At 69.5% G+C, this 20672-nt stretch carries 22 protein-coding genes and 1 pseudogene; 12 read left to right on the top strand and 11 right to left on the bottom strand.

What is annotated here, in order from left to right; translation table 11 throughout:
• Positions 1-91 precede the first annotated feature (91 nt).
• Positions 92-643: a hypothetical protein gene (locus tag DEU38_RS18965; protein ID WP_258558000.1), complete on the top strand. Its 552-nt coding sequence runs from the start codon at positions 92-94 to the stop codon at positions 641-643.
• Here the strand turns inward: DEU38_RS18965 and DEU38_RS18960 are convergent.
• The 3 genes from DEU38_RS18960 to DEU38_RS29320 are packed head-to-tail and all read right to left on the bottom strand — an operon-like array spanning position 544 to position 2530.
• On the bottom strand, positions 544-1497 hold the full coding sequence (locus tag DEU38_RS18960; RefSeq protein ID WP_114722940.1) for a M56 family metallopeptidase: 954 nt from the start codon (positions 1495-1497) through the stop codon (positions 544-546). The two genes, DEU38_RS18965 and DEU38_RS18960, sit on opposite strands and share 100 nt — an antisense overlap.
• Positions 1494-1868: a BlaI/MecI/CopY family transcriptional regulator gene (locus tag DEU38_RS29325; protein ID WP_258558012.1), complete on the bottom strand. Its 375-nt coding sequence runs from the start codon at positions 1866-1868 to the stop codon at positions 1494-1496. Before DEU38_RS29325 ends, DEU38_RS18960 begins: the two co-directional genes overlap by 4 nt.
• Entirely contained in the window at positions 1868-2530 is a 663-nt protein-coding gene (locus tag DEU38_RS29320) for a GntR family transcriptional regulator (protein ID WP_114722938.1), read from the bottom strand. The genes DEU38_RS29325 and DEU38_RS29320 overlap by 1 nt, the downstream gene beginning before the upstream one ends.
• Positions 2531-2642: 112 nt before the next feature.
• Here DEU38_RS29320 and DEU38_RS18945 point away from each other — a divergent pair, with 112 nt between their 5' ends.
• The 7 genes from DEU38_RS18945 to DEU38_RS18915 all read left to right on the top strand — a co-directional run bounded on the left by DEU38_RS18945 (position 2643) and on the right by DEU38_RS18915 (position 10072).
• On the top strand, positions 2643-3488 hold the full coding sequence (locus DEU38_RS18945; protein ID WP_114723012.1) for a fumarylacetoacetate hydrolase family protein: 846 nt from the start codon (positions 2643-2645) through the stop codon (positions 3486-3488).
• Between the two features lie 56 nt (positions 3489-3544).
• A complete protein-coding gene (locus tag DEU38_RS18940) occupies positions 3545-3997 on the top strand; it encodes a MarR family winged helix-turn-helix transcriptional regulator (RefSeq protein WP_254622816.1) in 453 nt (150 codons plus the stop codon).
• A 5-nt stretch (positions 3998-4002) separates the two neighbouring features.
• Positions 4003-4740: a response regulator transcription factor gene (locus tag DEU38_RS18935; protein ID WP_114723010.1), complete on the top strand. Its 738-nt coding sequence runs from the start codon at positions 4003-4005 to the stop codon at positions 4738-4740.
• Positions 4737-6044 (top strand): sensor histidine kinase KdpD, encoded by a 1308-nt coding sequence (locus DEU38_RS18930; RefSeq protein ID WP_114722937.1) that lies wholly within the window; start codon positions 4737-4739, stop codon positions 6042-6044. Before DEU38_RS18935 ends, DEU38_RS18930 begins: the two co-directional genes overlap by 4 nt.
• Positions 6034-8427 carry a lysylphosphatidylglycerol synthase transmembrane domain-containing protein gene (locus DEU38_RS18925; protein ID WP_114722936.1) on the top strand — a complete coding sequence of 798 codons (2394 nt, stop codon included), beginning with the start codon at positions 6034-6036 and terminating at the stop codon, positions 8425-8427. Before DEU38_RS18930 ends, DEU38_RS18925 begins: the two co-directional genes overlap by 11 nt.
• A 154-nt stretch (positions 8428-8581) precedes the next feature.
• Positions 8582-9664 (top strand): alpha/beta hydrolase family protein, encoded by a 1083-nt coding sequence (locus DEU38_RS18920; protein ID WP_114722935.1) that lies wholly within the window; start codon positions 8582-8584, stop codon positions 9662-9664.
• Positions 9665-9820: 156 nt separating this feature from the next.
• On the top strand, positions 9821-10072 hold the full coding sequence (locus tag DEU38_RS18915; protein WP_114722934.1) for a nitroreductase/quinone reductase family protein: 252 nt from the start codon (positions 9821-9823) through the stop codon (positions 10070-10072).
• A gap of 76 nt (positions 10073-10148) precedes the next feature.
• On the opposite strand, the gene DEU38_RS29315 is transcribed toward DEU38_RS18915, so the two are convergent.
• The 6 genes and pseudogenes from DEU38_RS29315 to pdxH form a co-directional block, all read right to left on the bottom strand.
• Positions 10149-10529 carry an FKBP-type peptidyl-prolyl cis-trans isomerase gene (locus DEU38_RS29315; RefSeq protein WP_254622950.1) on the bottom strand — a complete coding sequence of 127 codons (381 nt, stop codon included), beginning with the start codon at positions 10527-10529 and terminating at the stop codon, positions 10149-10151.
• A pseudogene (locus DEU38_RS29310) lies at positions 10518-10874 on the bottom strand (FKBP-type peptidyl-prolyl cis-trans isomerase); the annotation flags it as partial. The pseudogene DEU38_RS29310 and the gene DEU38_RS29315, both read right to left, overlap by 12 nt.
• A gap of 38 nt (positions 10875-10912) precedes the next feature.
• The gene (locus tag DEU38_RS18905; RefSeq protein ID WP_114722932.1) at positions 10913-12211 is read right to left on the bottom strand and encodes a citrate synthase; all 1299 of its coding nucleotides are present in this window, start codon (positions 12209-12211) and stop codon (positions 10913-10915) included.
• Positions 12212-12268: 57 nt separating this feature from the next.
• Entirely contained in the window at positions 12269-13189 is a 921-nt protein-coding gene (locus DEU38_RS18900) for a carbohydrate kinase (protein ID WP_114722931.1), read from the bottom strand.
• Positions 13182-14462 (bottom strand): MFS transporter, encoded by a 1281-nt coding sequence (locus DEU38_RS18895; protein WP_114722930.1) that lies wholly within the window; start codon positions 14460-14462, stop codon positions 13182-13184. Before DEU38_RS18895 ends, DEU38_RS18900 begins: the two co-directional genes overlap by 8 nt.
• Positions 14462-15112: a pyridoxamine 5'-phosphate oxidase gene (gene pdxH / locus DEU38_RS18890; protein WP_114722929.1), complete on the bottom strand. Its 651-nt coding sequence runs from the start codon at positions 15110-15112 to the stop codon at positions 14462-14464. Before pdxH ends, DEU38_RS18895 begins: the two co-directional genes overlap by 1 nt.
• 234 nt (positions 15113-15346) lie before the next feature.
• Here pdxH and DEU38_RS18885 point away from each other — a divergent pair, with 234 nt between their 5' ends.
• The 4 genes from DEU38_RS18885 (at position 15347) to DEU38_RS18870 (ending at position 19580) form a co-directional block, all read left to right on the top strand.
• On the top strand, positions 15347-16474 hold the full coding sequence (locus tag DEU38_RS18885; RefSeq protein WP_114722928.1) for a citrate synthase 2: 1128 nt from the start codon (positions 15347-15349) through the stop codon (positions 16472-16474).
• A gap of 44 nt (positions 16475-16518) precedes the next feature.
• A complete protein-coding gene (gene serC, locus DEU38_RS18880; RefSeq protein WP_114722927.1) occupies positions 16519-17637 on the top strand; it encodes a phosphoserine transaminase in 1119 nt (372 codons plus the stop codon).
• A 246-nt stretch (positions 17638-17883) separates the two neighbouring features.
• Entirely contained in the window at positions 17884-18759 is an 876-nt protein-coding gene (gene sepH, locus DEU38_RS18875; protein ID WP_114723009.1) for a septation protein SepH, read from the top strand.
• Between the two features lie 5 nt (positions 18760-18764).
• On the top strand, positions 18765-19580 hold the full coding sequence (locus tag DEU38_RS18870; protein WP_114722926.1) for a DUF6928 family protein: 816 nt from the start codon (positions 18765-18767) through the stop codon (positions 19578-19580).
• Between the two features lie 6 nt (positions 19581-19586).
• Here DEU38_RS18870 and DEU38_RS18865 read toward each other — a convergent pair whose 3' ends face one another.
• Entirely contained in the window at positions 19587-19865 is a 279-nt protein-coding gene (locus tag DEU38_RS18865; RefSeq protein ID WP_114722925.1) for a DUF2537 domain-containing protein, read from the bottom strand.
• The gene (locus tag DEU38_RS18860) at positions 19862-20668 is read right to left on the bottom strand and encodes an RNA methyltransferase (protein ID WP_114722924.1); all 807 of its coding nucleotides are present in this window, start codon (positions 20666-20668) and stop codon (positions 19862-19864) included. Before DEU38_RS18860 ends, DEU38_RS18865 begins: the two co-directional genes overlap by 4 nt.
• Positions 20669-20672 lie beyond the last annotated feature (4 nt).

Raw genomic sequence — 20672 nt, 5'->3', positions numbered from 1 at the left:
TCGCCCACGACCACTATCGGCGATAGTACATGGAACTACTATCAGACTTAGTAGGTCTGAGACCTCCGTCGACGAAGGGGTTCCGCGCATCGTGACCGAAAATTCCAGCAGCGGAATGTATTTGATACACGGCCTCGCTGCGGGTCTCGTCACCGTCATCGTGGTGGGTGTCCCGACGGACATCATCGACACCCCGTTCTTCGGACGCGAGGTGCCCGTGCGCTGGTGGGAGTACCCGGTCCTCGCGGCCACCGCGGCCCTGACCGCCCTGTGGTTCGGCATCCGCCCCAGCCCCCAGGAACGCCGACCGACCGGCGCGGCGGCCGGAGTGATGCTCGCGGTGTTCGCCGTGGGCTGCCCGGTCTGCAACAAGATCGTCCTGCTCGCGCTCGGGACGAGCGGCGCCCTCGGGTTCTGGGCACCCCTGCAACCGGTGCTCGCGGTTCTCTCACTCGTCCTGCTGACGACGGCAGTCGTGCTGCGCCGGCGTCGGAGCCTGTGCGGACCCGCCTGCACCGCGCCGGCCGAGCGGTCCGGTACGGGTCAGCCGCCGAAGATCGCGCAGGAGGCCGCGAGCGCCGCGACCACGGCGGAGAACGTCGCCAGCACCGGCAGCGCCGACAGGGCGAGCGCGAGCGGATAGTGCAGGACCTGCGCTCCACGACGCGGCGCGCGCAGTCCCGAGAGCCACACCACCCGATCCTCGACGAAGCCCGCGGCCGACATCGCCGCCGGCCGAGGGTCCCGCGCCTCGCCGTGCCAACTCTCGAGCGCGGCGCACACCGCTCCCGAACCACACGACGCGGCGGCGTGACGGTCCGCGGACAACTCCACCAGCACACGAATCCACGTTGCCCCCACCCGCGCCACAGAGACGAACGGGACGGCAGCATTCAGTGCGCCTGCCCACGCCACCAGCAGGTGGTGACGCCCGGTCAGATGGGCGCGTTCGTGGGCCAGGACCGCCGCCCGGGCCGACGGATCGAGTTCGCGTACACCAGTTCCCAACACGATCGCCGGGGAGCGGCCGCCGATGCTGTACGCCGCGACGCCCTGCCCGACGAGGTGGAAGACGTCGTCGCCGTCGGTCACGGTGGGCCGGCCCACCAGACGCAACACCGACGCGTGCTCCTCGGTGATTCGGCGATGGCGGAGCAGAGCCCGCGAGACGACGACCACGATCCGTCCGAGCACCAGCAGACCGGCGCCCCAGAGCGCTGCCTCGACCGCGGAAAACCAAGGAACAGTGCCGTTCCGGCGCAGGGAGTTGACACACGACAGCGTCGACGACGGCAGGAGGTGCCAGCGGTCCCCCGGCCGCACCCAGAGGACGAGGGGCACGGCCGCCACCACACCGACGAACAACGCCTGCGACGACAGCCAGGCCGCGAGGGCCACCCGTGGGTGCCGGTGGGGTGCCGCGAGCAGGCCGAGCCAGTGCGGCGCCGCGAACCCGAGCACCACCGCGGCGACCGTGAGGCCGATCGCGGCGATCACCCGACGCCACCCGGTCGGCGCGTCTGTGTACGCCGCGCGGCCCGACGCAGGATCCTCGACTCGTCCTCCGAGGCGGAGTTCGCGAAGTGCAGCATGACCTGCTCGGCGTCACCGCTCGACCGGAGCACCTGACGAACCAGATCGGCCGCGGTCTCCTCCCGGCTGCGGGTGGCGCGATACCGATAGGCCCGTCCGACGCGTTGCCGCGACGCCATGCCCTTGGTGTGCAGGTTGTCGAGGACGGTCATCACGGTGGTGTACGCGAGCGGCCGCGGCGACTGCAGTCGATCCATCACGTCCCGCACCCGCACCGATTCGTCCACGCTCCACAGCACGTCCATCACCGCGGTCTCGAGGTCGCCGAGCCCGATCACGCGTCCACCCCGGCGATCAGCAGCGCAGTCGTCGACTCGATGTGCCGTCGCAGTTCGTCCACCGCGCGGTCCACGTCCCGTTCGACGGCGGCCGCGGCGATCCGTCCGTGCTCGGCGTCGACGTCGCGTTTCTCGGACTCTGCACTGCGAACACTCCAGCAGCGGTACACCTCCGAGACGTCGCGCAGCGATTCGGCGATACGGACCAGGCGCCCGTTGGGACACGCGCGCAGGAGTGCGCCGTGGAAGTTGCCGTGCGCCGACAGCCACGCCTCGGCGACCCTGCCGTCCGCGTCCACGGCCGCCGTCCGCGCGAGGGTGTGCCGCGCCGCGAGCACCGCCGACTCCCATTCGACGTCGCCGTGCGCGATCGACTGCCGCAGCGCCTCGGATTCGACGAACACGCGGGTCTCGGTGAGCTCCAACAGGTCCGGTACGGACACCGGCACCACGCGGAAGCCGAGCTGCGCCTCGGAGACCGCGAGCCCCCGCTCGACGAGGCGGGGCAGGACTTCCCGCAGGACGCCGGTGCTCGCGTCGTAGCGGGCCTGCAACTGGCCGAACGCGAGCTTCTCCCCCGGCGCGAGCACACCTCCGAGGATGTCCGCTCGCAGCCGCGCGTGGATCTCGTCAGCGCGGGTTCCGCTCGCTCGTGCCATTCCGCAAGTACAGGACGATGCGAATCGAGAGTCAAGTTTCGAAATTATATTGCTTTTCCGATATTTCTCGGATCTACTGTCCACACCCGACCACAGACAGGACGTGACGACCGTGCGCATCGCCAACCTCTCCGGACGAGCAGTTCTCGTCGACGGACACCTGGCCGTCGACATCCACACCGCCAGCGCGGGACGCTTCGGCCCCGACCTGCCCGCCATCTACGCCGAGTGGGAGGCCTTCACGACGTGGGCGGCCGCCGACACCACCACGGTCACCACCTCCGGCGCCCCGTTCGAGGTCCGCGACCTCGGCGCCCCGTCTCCGGCGCCGAGTCAGGTGTTCGCGATCGGCCTCAACTACCGGGACCACGCGGCGGAGACGGGCCTCGACGCGCCGGACGCGCCGCCCACCTTCACCAAGTTCGCGAGCTGCCTCACCGGCCCCGAGACGGACCTGCGGCTGCCCACCGACACCGTCGACTGGGAGGTGGAACTGGTGGCCGTCATCGGCCGCGAGGCGACCGACGTGGCGGCGGCCGATGCGTGGGCACACGTCGCCGGGCTCACTGTCGGACAGGACTTCTCGGAGCGGACCTCCCAGATGGCCGGTCCCGCACCGCAGTTCTCGCTGGCCAAGTCGCACCCCGGCTTCGGGCCGACCGGTCCGTGGCTGGTCACCCCGGACGAGTTCGCCGACCCGACCGACCTCGCGATCACGTGCGAGATCGACGGCGAGACGGTCCAGTCGGGCCGCACCTCGCAGATGATGTTCCCGGTCGCGGAGTTGATCGCGCACCTGTCGGCGGTGTGCACCCTGCGCCCCGGCGACATCGTGTTCACCGGCACCCCGTCCGGCGTGGGCGTGGGACGCAGCCCGCAGCGCTTCCTCGTCCCCGGCAACGTCGTCACCACTCGGATCGAGGGCATCGGCGCCCTGGTGCAGCGCTGCGTGCAGTGACCCGGCCGTCGGGCACGGTTCGTGAACAGTGTTCACAATGAATTAGCATCATCGCCGTGCCCGACACCCCCGACACTCGCGATGCGCTGGCTCGCGCCTACCTTCTGGCCGAGCACCTGTCGTCGTCGACGGCTGCAGGTATGCGCACCTTCGGGCTGACGACGGCACGCACCCGCGCCCTGCTGTACGTCCTCGAGAATCCGCCGATGACGCAGCGCGACCTCGCGAGCGTCCTGCGCTGCAGCACCCGCCAGGTCACCGCCCTGGTCGACGCGCTCGAGAAGTCCGGTCACCTGCGGCGTGACCCCCATCCGACCGACCGCCGCGCCCACATCGTCGCCCTCACCGAGCGGGGACACACCGACGCCGCGCGGATCCGGGAACTGCGGCAGCAGGCCGCGCACGACCTTTTCGACGGTGTCCCCGCCGCGGATCTGGAGGCGTTCGTGCGCGTGGCGGACGTGCTCATCACGCACCGACACCTGCAGCCACCGGAATCGGACCGGTGACGATCATGCACGAATCGGACCCTCGTTCCAGGCACAATGCTCACGTGACCACACCCGCGACGGTCCTGGTCGTGGACGACGACCAGGATGTTCTCGCCTCACTCGAGCGTGGGCTGCGGCTGTCCGGATTCACCGTTCTCACCGCGGCCGACGGCGCGATCGCGCTGCGGGTGATCGCCGACGTCGAGCCCGACGCTCTCGTGCTCGACATGAACATGCCCGTGCTCGACGGCACCGGTGTCGTCACGGCACTGCGCGGCATGGGCAACGACATCCCGATCTGTGTACTCAGTGCCCGCAGCTCGGTCGACGACCGCATCGCGGGCCTCGAATCCGGTGCCGACGACTACCTCGTCAAACCGTTCGTCCTGGCCGAACTCGTCGCCCGGATCCGCGCGATGCTGCGGCGCCGCTCGGCCGCCGCCGGCCCCGGCACCGAGCCGCCGCTGACCGTCGGCCCCCTGTCCATCGACCTCTCGGGCCGCCGCGTGTGGCTCGACGACACCGAGATTCCGCTGACCAAGCGGGAATTCGAGCTGCTCGAGGTGCTGGCCCGCAACGCCGGCGTCGTGCTCAGCCGGGAACGGCTACTGGATCTGGTGTGGGGCTACGACTTCGTCGCCGACACCAACGTCGTCGACGTCTTCGTCGGCTACCTGCGGCGCAAGTTCGAAACCGACGGCACACCGAGGCTGCTGCACACGGTGCGCGGCGTGGGATTCGTTCTCCGGGAACCGGCGTGAGTCGCCCGCATTCGCTGCGCGCGCGGGTCGCGATGGCGACGGCACTGGGAGCGACGATCATCGTCGCCGCCGTCGGCGTCTACCTCGCGCTCGCGATCGCGCGGAACAACCTGCAGCAACTGGACCGACGCCTCGAGACCGCGTCGCGGGTGCTGGTCGTCAACGCGCCCGCCGCCGCACCGTTCCTCAACGTCCTCGGCGACGGCGGAGCGTTCGCGGTCACGATCCGGGCGGGCGACAAGGTCGTCTCCAGCACGTCGAGCCGGCTTCCCGCGCTCGACCTCGGGTCGCACACCGTCGACGTCGGCGGCACCCCGTTCCGAACCTTCACCGCCCCGCTCGGGCCCGAATCCACGGCGCTGCTGTCGGTGGCCGTTCCGCTCGCGGAGGCGCAGGATCCGACGACCGAACAACAGCAGCAGGTCGCGCTCGTGGGTGTGCTCGCGATCGTCGCCGCGGGCGGCCTCGGCTGGATCTTCGGCGGGCGGGCGGTGCGGCCCCTGGTCGAACTGACCCATCGGGTGAGCCGCCGCGACCGCGACCTCGCCACCGCCGCGTCCGGGGTCCGCGAGGCCGACGAACTGGCCGCGGCCGCCGGCGCGATGCTGCAGGACGTCTCCGATGCGCAGTCCCGCACCGCCGCCGCCCTCGACACCGCGCGCGACTTCGCAGCCGCCTCCGCACACGAACTGCGAACCCCGCTCACCGCGATGCGGACCGACCTCGAGGTGCTCGACACGCTCGATCTGTCCGACGACCAGCGCGCCGAGATCCTCGGCGACCTCATCCGCACCCAGGGTCGCGTCGAGGCGACCCTCACCGCGCTCGAGCGCCTCGCGTCGGGCGAACTGTCCAGCGAGAAGGACCATGTCGACACCGATCTGACGGAGCTGTGCGACCTCGCCGCCGAGGACGCACAGCGTCAGCACCCCGGCCTCACCGTGACGGTCGACGCCCCACCCGGTCTCGTGCTGCGAGGACTGCCGGCGGGACTGCGGCTGGCGCTCGACAACGCCATCGCCAACGCCGTCCGTCACGGCGGCGCGCGACACGTGTCGATCGGCGCAGGCCGGGACGCGCCGGGCACCGTCACCGTCACCGTCGACGACGACGGCACCGGCATTCCCGAGGAGGAACGAACCGAGGTGTTCGAACGCTTCCGACGCGGCAGCGGCGCCGCGAAGGGCGGGTCCGGACTGGGCCTCGCGTTGATAGCTCAGCAGGCCCACCTCCACGGGGGCCGGGCGCGATTCGAGGACAGCCCGCTCGGCGGCGTGCGACTGGTGGTGTCCCTTGCGAGTTGACGGGCGCGACATCCCGGTCACCGGCAGCCTCCTGCAGCCGTTGGTCCGGCGCACGAGCGACATCCTGCGGGTGGTCATCGCGCTGACCCTGCTCGGCGCGGTCATCGCCGGTTCGGTGATCACCCGCAGCGAATGGGACGCGCTCGAGACGTCGGTGTCCGACATCGTCGGCATCCTGTCGCCGGGGGTCTCGGACACCGTCTATCTCCTGTACGGGGTCGCGATCCTCGCGCTGCCGTTCGCGATCCTGATCCAGCTGATCGTCGGACGCCGCTGGAAGCTGCTGGCCGGCTACGCCGCGGCCGGGCTGATCGCGGGGCTCGCACTGTCGTTCACCGGGACCGGGCTGGCCGCGCCGCAGTGGCACCTCGACGTCTCGGACCGCCTCAACACGTTCCTGTCCCAGTTCCTCGACGACCCCCGCTGGATCGCGATGCTCGCGGCCGTCCTGACGGTGTCGGGGCCGTGGCTGCCGAAGCGGTGGCGGCGACTGTGGTGGGCGCTGCTGCTGGCGTTCGCGCCGATCCACCTGATCGTCAGCTCCATCGTGCCCGCGCGCTCGATGCTGGGGCTGGCGGTCGGCTACCTGGTCGGCGCCGTCATCGTCCTGGTGGTCGGCACGCCGGCGTTGGAGGTGCCGCTCGAGTCCGCGGTGGAATCGCTGGAGCGGCTCGGTCACCGCATCACCGCGTTCCGGGTGATCGCCCCGGCCGGCAGCGGTCCGCTGATCCTCGGCGCCTCGCGCGACGACGGAGAGCCCGAACTGATCGTCGAACTGTACGGACAGAATCAGCGCAGCCGCGGCGCGATCCGACAGGTCTCGCAGTGGCTGGCGCTGCGCAGCAGCGAGAGTGCACCGGTGCACGCGTCGCTCGCGCGGGCCGTCGAGCACCGCGCCCTGATGGGCATCGCGGTCGCCGATGCGGGCCTGGCGGCGTCCAAGCCGATCGCGGTGTCCGCCCTGGACCGGGGATGGCAGCTGTACGTGCACCCCGTCTCCCACGGCGCCCCCGTCGCGACGCTGGCCACCGATCACCCGGAACCCCGCGACACCCTGCTCGAGATGATGTGGCGATCGCTCGGCGAACTCCACACCGACCAGATCACCCATGGAGACCTGCGGGCGAGCGAGATCCGGATCGAGGACGGCCGCGCCCTGTTCGACGGGTTCTCGTACGCCGAGCTCGGGCCGACCGAGGCACAGGTCCTCTCCGACATCGCGCAGATGCTGCTGACCACGGCAGCGTTGTTCGGCGTGGAACCGGCCGTGCGGGCCGCACTGGACGCTCAGGGCCGCGACCGGATCCTCGCCGCGTCGGGTCGGCTCACCAAGTCGGCGATGCCGTCGCGGCTGCGCAAACACGTCCCCGATTCGTCGGCGATGCTCTCGGCGATCCGCGACGAGGTGGGCCGGCAGACCGACATCGAGAAGATCGCGCCCGAACAGGTCACCCGCTTCACCCGGAACCAGATCATCCAGCTGGTGCTGCTGATCGGCCTGGTCTACGTCGCGTACCCGTTCATCAGCCAGGTCCCCACGTTCCTCACCGAACTGAAGACGGCGAACTGGTGGTGGGCACTGGCCGGGCTGGTGGTGTCGGCACTCACCTACGTCGGGGCGGCGGCGGCACTGTGGGCGTGCGCATCCGAGCTCGTGCGCTACCGGGACCTGCTGATCATGCAGGTGGCGAACACGTTCGCCGCCACCACCACCCCGGCCGGCGTCGGCGGGCTCGCACTGAGCGTGCGTTTCCTGCAGAAGGGCGGTCTCGGCACGGTCCGCGCCACGGCGGCCGTGGCGCTGCAGCAGACCGTGCAGGTGGTCACCCACATCGCGCTGCTGATCTTCTTCAGCGTGGCGGCCGGGCGCGACGCCGACCTGTCGCACTTCGTCCCCAAGGGCACGACGCTGTACCTCATCGCGGGCATCGCCCTCGGTGCGATCGGCACGTTCATGTTCATCCCGAAGGCGCGACGCTGGCTCAACGACGAGGTCCGCCCACAGCTCACCGAGGTGCTGGGGTCGCTGACCCAACTGGCCCGCAGCCCGGGCCGATTCCTGCTGATCGTGCTCGGCAGCGCGGGCACCACCCTCGGCGCCGCGCTCGCCCTGTGGGCCAGCGTCGAGGCGTTCGGCGGCGGCACCACGTTCGTCACCGTCACGATCGTCACGATGATCGGCGGCACCCTCGCCTCGGCTGCGCCGACGCCGGGCGGTGTCGGCGCCGTGGAGGCCGCACTCATCGGTGGCCTCACCGCTTTCGGGCTGCCCGTGGGGATCGCGGTACCGTCCGTACTGCTGTACCGCGTCCTGACGTGTTGGCTGCCGGTCTTCTGTGGCTGGCCGACCTTGCGTTGGTTGCAGAAAAACGACATGGTCTGATGGTTTGTGTCCGATAATTCTGGAACGTGTCGAGAACTTTCGGGCAACCCGTAGCAAATCGTGACGTAGACCCGATAGCGAAAGTGATATACACACGTCCAGAACCGTGGGAGCACAGCCGCGCTCCCCGGCCGACCACCGAAGGCGAGTAAGTATGCGTGTAACCAAGAAGTCCCGCCGGCTCAAAGCGTTGATCGGCGCCACGACGGCGACGGTCGCCGCACTTCCCGTGTTCTTGGGGGCCGGGGTGGCCACGGCCGCAGCGCCGGGAACCGACGCAGCCAAGGTCGAGGCGGCTGCCCAGTCGAACGGCGGCACCAAGCTGGTCTCCGCCAAGCAGGGCACGGGCAACAAGATGTCCCTGGTCGTCCGCTCCGAGTCGATGGGCCGGGACATCCCGCTCGAGGTGATCCGTCCGGCGGACACCTCCAAGCCGGCCCCCACGCTCTACCTGCTCAACGGCGCCGGTGGTGGCGAGGATTCGGCTTCGTGGCAGAAGCAGGCCGACATCGGCACGTTCTTCGCGGGCAAGCAGGTCAACGTCGTCACCCCGATGCAGGGTGCGTTCACCTACTACACCGACTGGCAGAAGGCGGATCCGTCTCTCCACGGCGCCAACAAGTGGGAGACCTTCCTCACCGAGGAACTCCCGCCGGTCATCGACTCGGCGCTCGGCACCACCGGTGTCAACACGCTCGCGGGCATCTCGACGTCGGGCACCTCGGTGTTCAACCTCGCGCTCAAGGACCCCCAGCTGTACAAGGCCGTCGGCGCGTACAGCGGCTGCGCGGACACCGCGACTCCGGTCGGCCAGACCTACATCCAGATCGTGATCGCGGCCCGCGGCGACGCCGACGCCGAGAACATGTGGGGCCCGGTCGGCAGCCCGGACTGGATTGCACACGACCCGATCATCAACATCGGCAAGCTCAAGGGCGGCCCCAAGCTGTACGTCTCCAACGCGTCCGGCCTGCCCGGCCCGCACGACACCCTCGACAGCCAGGGCATCAACGGCAACGTCGGGACGCTGGCCAACCAGGTCGTCGTCGGCGGCATCATCGAGGCTGCGACCAACGAGTGCACCCACCGACTGTTCAACGCGGTCAACGCCAACGGCATGGGCGAGCAGGCGTTCTTCGACTTCAAGCCGGCCGGCACCCACTCGTGGGGCTACTGGCGTGACGACCTGAACAACTCGTGGCCGATGCTGGCCGACGCCATGGGCACCCCGCGGTAGTCATCCGGCGGTAGCTTCACCACGCTGCGACAAGGGCGCTCCGGCTTCGGCCGGGGCGCCCCTCTCTCGTCCCGCAGAGTCTCTCGTCCCGCAGAGTCCCGCGCGCGGCTCATACTGGTCGTGTCCCGTACCGACCCGGAACGAGGAGACGCAGCCATGACCTTCAGCCACCCACGTGGAACCCGGGGAGCACGCCCACCGCACGGACGCATGGTGCGCTGGGTCAACAAGTTCGCGATGGGCCGGGTCCGGCGCGGCGGCAGGTTCATGAACCTGGCCGCCCACCTCCACGACACCGAGCGCGACGACGCCTGGGCGACGATCACGGCGGCGGCGCCGCAGTTCACCGAATACGAACAGAAGACCGATCGTGAACTGCCGGTCATCGGGCTGACCCGCCGGTCCTGAGACGACCGAGCCCGGACACGACTCGGGCCCCGCACCGAGGAACGGTGCGGGGCCCGAGTTCTGTTGCTCTACAGGACTACTGGGTGCCCAGCAGGTCGATGACGAACACCAGCGTCTTGCCCGACAGCTGGTGACCGGCACCGGCCGGACCGTACGCGAGCTCCGGCGGAACCGTGAGCTTGCGGCGACCGCCGACCTTCATGCCGGGGATGCCTTCCTGCCAGCCCGGGATGAGCCGGTTGAGCGGGAACGCGACGGACTCCCCGCGCAGGAACGACGAGTCGAACACCTCGTTCGTGTCGTACTCGACGCCGTGGTAGTGGACATCGACGACGCCGCCGGGCTGAGCCTCCGCGCCGTCACCGACCTCGATGTCCTCGATGACCAGCTCGGCCGGGGCCGGGCCGGTGGCCGGCTCGATCTCGGGAGCGGGCGGCGGGACGACGACGTCGAGCAGGTCGATGACGAACACCAGCGTCTTGCCCGACAGCTGGTGGCCGCCGCCGGCCGGACCGTACGCGAGCTCCGGCGGGATCGTCAGCTGACGCCGACCACCCACGCGCATGCCCGGGATGCCCTCCTGCCATCCGGCGATGAGGCCGGCGAGCGGGAAGGTGATGGATTCGCCACGGCTCCACGAGGAGTCGAACTCCTCGCCGGAGTCGAACTCGACGCCGAGGTAGTGGACCTCCACCTTGGCGCCGGGGGTGGCCTCGGGGCCGTCACCGACGACAATGTCCTTGATGACGAGTTCGGTGGGCGCGGGGCCCTCCTGGAAATCGATCTCGGGCTTGGTGCTCATGGTGTGTTGTCCGATCAGTCGTAGTCGGGCAGGACGGGTCAGCGGCCCGACAGGTCCACGTAACCGCGCTGGGTGTAGCCGGTGTAGATCTGACGCGGGCGGCCGATCTTGGTGGCCGGATCCTCGTGCATCTCACGCCAGTGTGCGATCCAGCCGGGCAGGCGGCCGAGCGCGAAGAGCACCGTGAACATGCGCGTCGGGAAGCCCATCGCGCGGTAGATCAGGCCCGTGTAGAAGTCGACGTTCGGGTACAGCTTGCGCTCGACGAAGTAGTCGTCGGTGAGCGCCGTCTCCTCGAGGGTCATCGCGATCTCGAGCAGCTTGTCGTCACCGCCGAGCTTGCTGAGGATCGAGTGCGCGGTCTCCTTGACGATCGCGGCGCGCGGGTCGTAGTTGCGGTAGACGCGGTGACCGAAGCCCATGAGCTTCACGCCGTCTTCCTTGTTCTTGACCTTGCGCACGAAGTCCTTGGCGTCGCCGCCGTTGGCCTTGATCTCGTCGAGCATCTCGAGCACGGCCTGGTTGGCACCGCCATGCAGCGGGCCCCACAGCGCGTTGATACCGGCGGAGACGGACGTGAACAGGTTAGCGTCCGACGAGCCGACCATGCGCACCGTCGACGTCGAGCAGTTCTGCTCGTGGTCGGCGTGCAGGATCAGCAGCATGTCGAGTGCCTTGGCGATCTCGGGATCGACCTCGTACGGCTCGGCCGGGAAGCCGAACGTCATGCGGAGGAAGTTCTCGACCAGGCTCAGCGAGTTGTCCGGGTACAGGAACGGCTGGCCGACGGACTTCTTGTACGCGTACGCCGCGATGGTGGGCAGCTTCGCGAGAAGTCGGATGGTGGACAGCTCGACCTGCTCCGGATCCTCCGGATCCAGCGAGTCCTGGTAGTACGCGGACAGCGCGTTGACGGCGCTCGAAAGCACCGGCATCGGATGCGCGTTGCGCGGGAAGCCGTCGAAGAACCGCTTGAGGTCCTCGTGCAGCAGCGTGTGTCGACGGATCTTGTCCGTGAACGACTCCAGCTGGGCTTCGGTGGGCAGCTCCCCGTAGATCAGCAGGTAGCTGACCTCGATGAACGTCGAGCGCTGCGCGAGCTCCTCGATGGGGTATCCGCGGTAGCGCAGAATGCCCTGTTCACCGTCGATGTAGGTAATAGCGGAACTGGTGGACGCGGTGTTCACGAAGCCCGGGTCGAGCGTCGTGTAACCCGTGTTGGCAAGGAGCTTGCCCAGCTCGATGCCGTCATTGCCTTCAGTCGCCTTGGCGATGGACATTGTGTGCTCGCCACCGGGGTAGCTGAGTGTGGGTTTGTTGTCATTCTCAGCGGGCACGGAAGGATCCCTCTCAAACTCAGACCAGTGAGTAACTTCGTAACATTCAAGTAGAAACTAGCCGCCCGTGAGCTCCGATGCCCACGGAGGGTCCGCCGCAGGCCTGGAAACGGTGACCGCGGCCGCTCGCGCCGCGAATTCCAGGGCGTCCTGCCATTGTCCCCCGCCGAGGCCCTCGACCGAATCCGAATCCAGCGCGCGATGCTCGTCGAGCCAATGCAGCAGCGCACCGTGAACGGTGTCACCTGCACCGATGGTGTCCGCGACGGGAACCCGGAAACCGGGAACCTCTACGCGGAACCGACGCGTCCGCACGCTCAGACCGTCGGCGCCGTGGGTGGTGACGACCGCGGCGACCCCGCGGTCGAGCCACTGCGCCGGCGTCGTGCCGTCCACACCCCGTCCCAACCATTGGACGTCGTCGTCGGAGACTTTGACGATGTCGATCGACGGCAGCAACTCGGTGAAGCGGCGGCGGTAGTCGGCGGGGAACACGTCCGGCCGAATGTTGGGGTCGACGATCGTGAGCCGCCCCTCGCCGTGGCTGCGGCGCAACAGATCCGTGTACACGCTCGCGCCGGGTTCGAACACGAGCGAGAGCGTGCCGAACGACACCGCGGCCGCCGATGCCGGCAACGGTCCGGGATCGGCGACGAGACGATCGGCGGTGCCGTCGGCATGAAACGTGTAGCCGGCACCGCCGTCGGGGTCGACGGCAGCGACGGCGAGCGTCGTGGGTTCGGGTCCCCGCTGCGTGATCGAGACGTCGACACCCGCCGCGACCAGCGCCGCGAGCAGCCGTTCCCCGAACGGGTCGGTGGAGAGCCTCGAGTACAAGGCGACGCGGCTGCCGAGGCGGCCGAGTGCGATCGCGACGTTGAACGGGCCGCCGCCGAGGTGCGCCGCGAACGTGGTCTCCCCCGTCGGCACCAGGTCGACGAGGGCCTCACCGCACACGACGATTCGCGACTCAGACATGTTCGGGGCTACCCGATCGGCTGACGCGGTACCGGACGAACGCCGGGAACGCCAGCATCGACACGACCACCCCGATCACCACCAGGACGCCTCCGCCCGCGGACGCGACGGCGGTGCCGAACAGGAAGGCCGCGCCGCCGTGCAGCACGTCGCCGATCCGCGGCCCGCCCGCGACGACGACGGTGAACACGCCCTGCAGTCGGCCGCGCATGTCGTCGGTGGCGACCTGCTGCAGCATCGTGGAACGCAGTGCCGCCGAGACCATGTCGACGGCACCGCCGAACGCGAGGAAGCCGAGCGCGAGCCACAGCAGCACCGCGGAGCTGCCCGGGGTCGAGATCCCGACGACCACACCGAAGCCGACCATCGCCAGCCCCCACAGCACGATGCAGACGATCACCGCACGGCCCTGGTAGCGGATCCGCGGCAGCCACCCGGAGAAGACGCCGCCGAGGACCGCGCCCGCCGACATCGCGGCGAACAGCAGCCCGAGTGCGAGCCCGCCGCCGCTCGGGTCGCCGAAGGTGTCCTCGGCGATCTGCGGGAACAGCGCGCGCGGCATGCCGAACACCATCGCGATGATGTCGACGACGAACGACGCCAGCAGCACCTTCTGGGTCGCGAGGTACGTGAAGCCCTCCCCCAGCACCCGCAGGCCGACGCGGCGCGCCTCCCCGGTCGGCGGCAGCGCGGGCAGCTTGATCACCGCCCACAGCGTCGCGAGCAGCGCGAGCGAGTCCAGCAGGTAGATCGTCGCGAAGCCCAGGTGCGGGATGAGCACGCCCGCGAGCAGCGGACCGGCGATCGCACCGAACTGCATCACCGTCATGTTGAGCGAGTTCGCGGCGGGCAGGTCCTTCAGCGGCAGCAGCCGGGGGATGATCGCGCTGCGGGTGGGCGAGTTCACCGCGAAGAACACCTGTTGCAGCGAGAACAGGCACAGCAGCAGCCACACGTTGTTCACCCCGGACGCGGCCTGCAGCCACAGCAGCACCGACGTGCCGATGAGCCCGAGCGTGGTGATGATGATCAGCTTTCGGCGGTCCATGACGTCGGCCAGTGCGCCGCCCCACAGCCCGAAGATGACCAGCGGGACCAGCCCGAACAAGCCGGCGAGGCCGACGTACGCCGAGTTCTGCGTCATCGCGTAGATCTGCACCGGCACCGCGACCACGGTCAGCTGACCGCCGATGACCGTGACGATGCCGCTCGTCCACAGCCGGCGGTAGTCGCGATTGCGCAGCGGTGTGGTGTCGGCGAGCAGTCCCCGCATCACGGCTGGAGGCGTTCGACGATCCATGCACCGTCGACCAGACGGGTGCGGATCCGGTTGTGCATGCGATTGGGTCGGCCCTGCCAGAACTCCACCGACTCCGGTCGGATCCGGAATCCGCCCCAGTGTCCCGGGACCGGGATGTCCCCGTCGACGGCGAACCGCTCGCCCGCCTCGATCAGTGCCGCCTCGAGCTCGGCCCGGGAGCCGATCGGCCGCGACTGCTGCGACGCCCACGCCCCCAACTGCGAGCCGCGGGGCCGGCTGGCCCAGTAGTCGGAGGTCGTGTTCTCGCTGGTTCTTTCCACCGGGCCGCGGACGGTGATCTGCCGGGCCAGCGGAATCCAGGTGAACGTCACCGACGCGTACGGGGTGGCCGCGAGCTGACGGCCCTTGTCGGAGTCGTAGTTCGTGAAGAACAGCACCCCGTCGGCGTCGAGTCCCTTGCACAGCACCGTTCGCGTGCAGGGGTGTCCGGCGGCGTCGACGGTGCCGAGCACCATCGCGTTGGGTTCGGGCAGTGCGGCCTGGACGGCGTCCTCCACCCAGTGCCGCGCCAGCGCGGGCCAGCCGTCGTCGAGCCACGACGGTTCCAGATCGGGGTCGACGACGGGCCGTTCGGGTCCGATCTCGCCGTAGCTCACCCGCATCGCGGAGAGGTCGGACTTCCGGGAACCCCGGCGTTGGGAATCTGGTGACACAGCCTCAGACGCTACCCCCGGGTATGCGCTGACCAGGTGACCGGTGACACCGGCTAAAGTTTGGGTACCAGGCCCGGCGGCGCATCCCGCACCTGACAGTTACCGCAGTAGTCGAAGGCTGATTCGGTCCAAGGCAGTGCACCCCTCACCGGGACGCACTCGGATGAGGAGAGTCCAGGAGCAATGGCACCAAGCGCTGTAGTACCCGAGGATTTCGTCAGCGGCCTCGAAGGCGTCATCGCCTTCACCACTGACATCGCCGAGCCCGACAAGGACGGCGGCGCGCTGCGCTACCGCGGTGTCGACATCGAGGACCTGGTCGGTCGTCGTGTCACGTTCGGCAACGTGTGGGCCCTGCTGGTCGACGGTCGATTCGGCCCCGGACTGCCCCCGGCCGAGCCGTTCCCGCTGCCCATCCACACCGGCGACGTCCGCGTCGACGTGCAGGCCGGCCTGGCGATGCTCGCCCCGATCTGGGGCTACCAGCCGCTGCTGGACATCGACGACGAGACCGCCCGCGAGCAGGCTGCCCGCGCGTCCGTCATGGCACTGTCCTACGTCGCGCAGTCGGCCCGCGGGATCTACCAGCCCGCCGTCCCGCAGAAGCTGATCGACGAATGCCCCACCGTCACAGCACGTTTCATGACGCGCTGGAAGGGCGACCCGGACCCCGCGCACATCGAGGCCATCGACGCCTACTGGGTGTCGGCCGCCGAGCACGGCATGAACGCCTCCACCTTCACCGCGCGCGTCATCGCGTCCACCGGCGCCGACGTCGCGGCCTCGCTGTCCGGCGCGATCGGCGCGATGTCCGGCCCGCTGCACGGCGGCGCCCCGGCCCGCGTGCTGCCGATGATCGAGGAGACCGAGCGCACCGGCGACGCCCGCGCACTGGTCAAGGGCATCCTGGATCGCAAGGAGAAGCTCATGGGCTTCGGTCACCGGGTGTACCGGGCCGAGGATCCCCGCGCCCGCGTGCTCCGCGCCACAGCCAAGCGCCTCAACGCCCCCCGCTTCGAGGCGGCTGCCGCCCTCGAGCAGGCCGCGCTGGCCGAACTGCGCGAGCGTCGCCCCGACCGCGCAATCGAGACCAACGTCGAGTTCTGGGCGGCGGTCATCCTCGACTTCGCCGAGGTCCCGGCGCACATGATGCCCGCGATGTTCACGTGTGGCCGCACCGCCGGCTGGTGCGCGCACATCATGGAGCAGAAGCGTCTGGGCAAGCTCGTCCGCCCGGCCGCGATCTACACCGGCCCCGAGCCCCGCACCCCCGACTCGGTCGAGGGCTGGGACCAGATCTCGCACAGCTAGACCAGTTGGACCGTCACCACAACCGAGAAGGACATCTCACGCCGATGAGCACTCCGATCATCCCCGCCGACCTCAAGCCCGTAGACGGCCGCTTCGGTTGCGGACCGTCGAAGGTCCGCCCCGAACAGCTGCAGTCCCTGGTCGACGTCGGCGCCTCGGTGTTCGGCACCAGCCACCGGCAGAAGCCCGTCAAGGACGTCGTCGCCCGCGTGCGTTCGGGCCTGCGCGACCTGTTCTCGCTACCCGAGGGCTACGAGGTCGTGCTCGGCAACGGCGGCTCCACCGCGTTCTGGGACGCCGCGGCGTTCGGTCTGATCCGTGAGCGTTCGCAGCACTTCACGTACGGCGAGTTCTCGTCGAAGTTCGCGTCGGTCGCGAAGAACAACCCGTTCATCGGTGACCCGATCGTCGTCTCGAGCGATCCGGGCACCGCGCCGGCGATCGTCGCCGACGGCTCCGTCGACCTCATCGGCTGGGCGCACAACGAGACCTCGACGGGTGTCGCCGTGCCAGTGTCCCGCCCGGCGGGCTCGGAGAACGCGCTCATCGCGATCGACGCCACCTCGGGTGCCGGCGGTCTGCCGGTCAACGCCGCCGACGCCGACGTCTACTACTTCGCGCCGCAGAAGTGCTTCGCCGCCGACGGTGGCCTGTGGATCGCGCTGATGAGCCCGGCCGCGCTCGAGCGTGTCGCCGAGATCAAGGACTCGGGTCGCTGGACGCCGGACTTCCTGTCGCTGCCGATCGCGGTCGACAACTCCACCAAGGACCAGACCTACAACACCCCGGCGCTCGCGACGCTGCTCATGTTCGAGAACCAGATCGCGTGGATGAACTCGGGCGGCGGCCTGGACTGGACCACCGCGCGCACCAAGGATTCGTCGGAGCGCCTGTACTCGTGGGCCGAGGCCTCCGAGTACGCGACGCCGTTCGTCGCCGATCCGGCATACCGCTCGCAGGTTGTCGGCACCATCGACTTCGCCGACTCGGTCGACGCGGCCGCGGTCGCGAAGATCCTGCGCGCCAACGGCATCGTCGACACCGAGCCGTACCGCAAGCTGGGCCGCAACCAGCTGCGCATCGGCATGTTCCCGGCGATCGATCCCGAGGACATCTCGCAGCTCACCAAGAGCATCGACTGGGTCGTCTCGCAGCTCGGCTGATCCCGCACTACCTCTGAAGGGAGGGGCGGTCACGCATTGCGTGACCGCCCCTCCCTTTCGTCGTCCGCGCGCCCCGCCGCCCCGCGATTTGCGCACGTATCGGTCCCGGGGACGCCCGCGAAACACCGATATGTGCGCAAATCGCGAGGAAACGTATTCACACGCGTGTCTTTCCTGCACACGGGTCACAGATGAATTACAGTCGATTCCGGCGTGATCGCGAGTCGGCGCGATGAGGAGGACAGTGTGCGAGAGCTGCGAGTGATCGGTCTCGAACCTGGCGGCGCGCACGTAGTGTGTTCGGATCCAGATACCGGCGAAAAGTTCCGGCTCCCCGCCGATGACAAGCTCCGCGCGGCCTCTCGCGGAGACATCGCTCGACTCGGCCAGATTGAGATCGAAATGGACAGTCAGCTTCGCCCGCGAGAGATCCAGGCCCGTATCCGCGCCGGCGCATCCATCGAACAGGTCGCCGAGCAGGCGGGCATTCCGTACTCCAAGGTGGAGCGCTACGCACATCCCGTGCTTCTCGAACGCAGTCGCGCGGCCGAGATGGCACAGGCCGGTCACCCGGTCCGCCCGGACGGCCCCGCCGTGGACACCCTGTCCGAGATCGTCGCGCAGGCGTTCCGAGCCCGCGGCCACGACATGGACGCCGCCACGTGGGACGCGTGGAAGGACGAGGACGGCCACTGGGTGGCCCAGCTGCAGTGGCAGGCCGGACGGAGCACCAACGCCGCGCACTGGCGCTACCAGCCGGACGCGCACGGCGGCACCATCAACTCCCTCGACGACGCCGCGGTCCAGCTGATCGATCCCGACTTCGGGCGTCCGCTCCGCGGGCTGGCTCCCGTCCCCAGCGACGGCATCTACGGCCCGGCCGACATGGAGCAGGACCACGATCACGAGGTCGCGGAAGACTCGTCGATCATCTTGGCGGACAACGATATCGAAGAGGAATCGGCGGAGCAGGTCGACACGCCGGAGCCCGTCGACGAGGCCGAGCACGACGAGCCGAAGACCGCACCCCAGCACACCCACGGCAAGGACAAGCGCGGTAAGCCCGCACTGCCGTCCTGGGACGACGTTCTGCTGGGCGTTCGGAGCAACGGGCGCGGCTGACGTCAGTGCTGGGGGTCAGCGCATCCACCATCTGGTACGTCGACGCCACCGAGCCCGCCTCGGTTCTGCGTGACGCGGAACCGGACCGGGACGCCGCCCGCGACCTCGTCGGGCAGTTGCATCCAGGGCTCGAGGTGTCATATCTCGGCGACGAACCGTTGACGGACGCCGCGAAACCCGAAGCGGGCGAGGTGATCGCCGGCTGGTACCCCGGGGTGGTCGTCGTCCGCACGGGCGAATCCCTGCCGCCGGTCCCTTCTTCACTGGTGGAGCACTGGATCCACCCGACGGGCTTCCGCCACACGTATCTCTGCTCGTCGAGTCCGGTGACGAAGGCCGGTTCGTGGGGCGCGTTCGCGCACTGGGACCACGGGGAACTGAAGCGATCGTTCAGCGCCACACCGGTTCACATCATCGAGGACCTCGGCCTCCCGCAGGTGTGGGAGCGTCCGTTCTGGGCCGGGGAGCATCCGGTGCGCCCCTCGCTGGACGTGTTACCGGACCCGCAGACGCTGCCGTTCAATCCCGGCGAGTTCGCGGAGGCGGCACCCCGGGGCTGGCTGGGCGACGACCTGGATCCGGCGTCGATCACGGTCTCGCGGTTCGCGGTGCACCCGACCGGACAGGTTCCCGAGTCGGTCCTCCGACTCGAGGAGGCGCGCCGCGCCGAATCGGCCCGGGAGCAGGAAGAGCCTGGTGCACCGGACGAGCACAGCGAACCGAATGCGCACAGCGAGCCGGAGGACGGCAGCGACCAGGAGTCGGTGCCGTCACCGAAGAGGCCGTCGCTGCTCTCCCGCCTGTTCCGTCGCGACCACTGACCGACGTCAGAGGGCCCCGAAAAGCAGTGCGACCCAACCGGAGACCACGCCGGCCCCGACGCCGTACACCACCCAGCGCCATACCGGCCGGTGCCGCCAACGCCACACGGTGGGGGCGGCGCCGCCGACGACCACCAGGTTGAAGCCGACCGCGAGCAGCACGTGGATGTGCGCCAGCGCGGACCCGAAGGCCACCACGGCGACCAACGTCACGAGCGCCGCGAAGCCACTGACCAGCAGTCCCGTGCACCACGGGGTGGGTGGCGACGCCGGACCTGCCGTCACGAGCCGGTCCGGATGCGCTCGTAGAACGCCATCGCCGCGGCGGTCGCGACGTTGAGCGAGTCGGTGCCCGGCGCCATCGGGATGCGGGCACGCACGTCGGTGACGCGCATCGCGTGTTCGGTGAGGCCGGGGCCCTCCGCTCCGAGCAGAACCGCCACCTTCTCCCCCGTCATCGCCTCGGCCAGCGGCACCGCCGCAGGATCGGGGGTGAGCGAGATCAACTGGAAGCCCTTGTCGCGCAAAATGTTCAGCCCACGCGGCCACTCGGGGACCTGCGCGAACGGGACGCGCAGCACGTGCCCCATCGACACCCGTACCGCGCGGCGGTAGAGCGGGTCGGCGACGGCGGCACCGAACAGGATCGCGTCCACACCCAGGCCGGCGGCGTTGCGGAACATCGAGCCGATGTTCTCGTGGTCGTTGACGCCCTCGAGCACCGCGACCGTCCGCGCGTCGCGCAGTGCGTCCTCGACGTCGAGCGGAGGCGGCCGGTGCGCCGCAGCGAGCACACCCCGGTTGAGATGGAAGCCCACCACCTCGGCCATCACGTCGGCCGTGGTTCGGTAGAACGGCACGTCCACGCCGTCTAGGTCCGCGGACAGCTCGCCGAGCCTGCGGTCCACACCCAGCAGGCCGATCGGCGCGTACCGGGACGCGAGCATCCGCTGGACCACCAGCACACCCTCGGCGATCACCAGCCCCTTGCCCCCGGGCAGGTCCGGCCGACGATCCGACGAGTTGAGGTCTCGGAAGCCGTCCAGCCGGGGATCGGCGGGGTCTGCGATGTCGATGACGTGAACCACGGAT

The organism is Rhodococcus sp. AG1013, assembly GCF_003350365.1.
In the GTDB taxonomy this organism is placed as follows: domain Bacteria; phylum Actinomycetota; class Actinomycetes; order Mycobacteriales; family Mycobacteriaceae; genus Prescottella.
The sequence above is the reverse complement of the archived record's forward strand: the minus strand, read 5'-3'. Positions and strand labels throughout refer to the sequence as shown.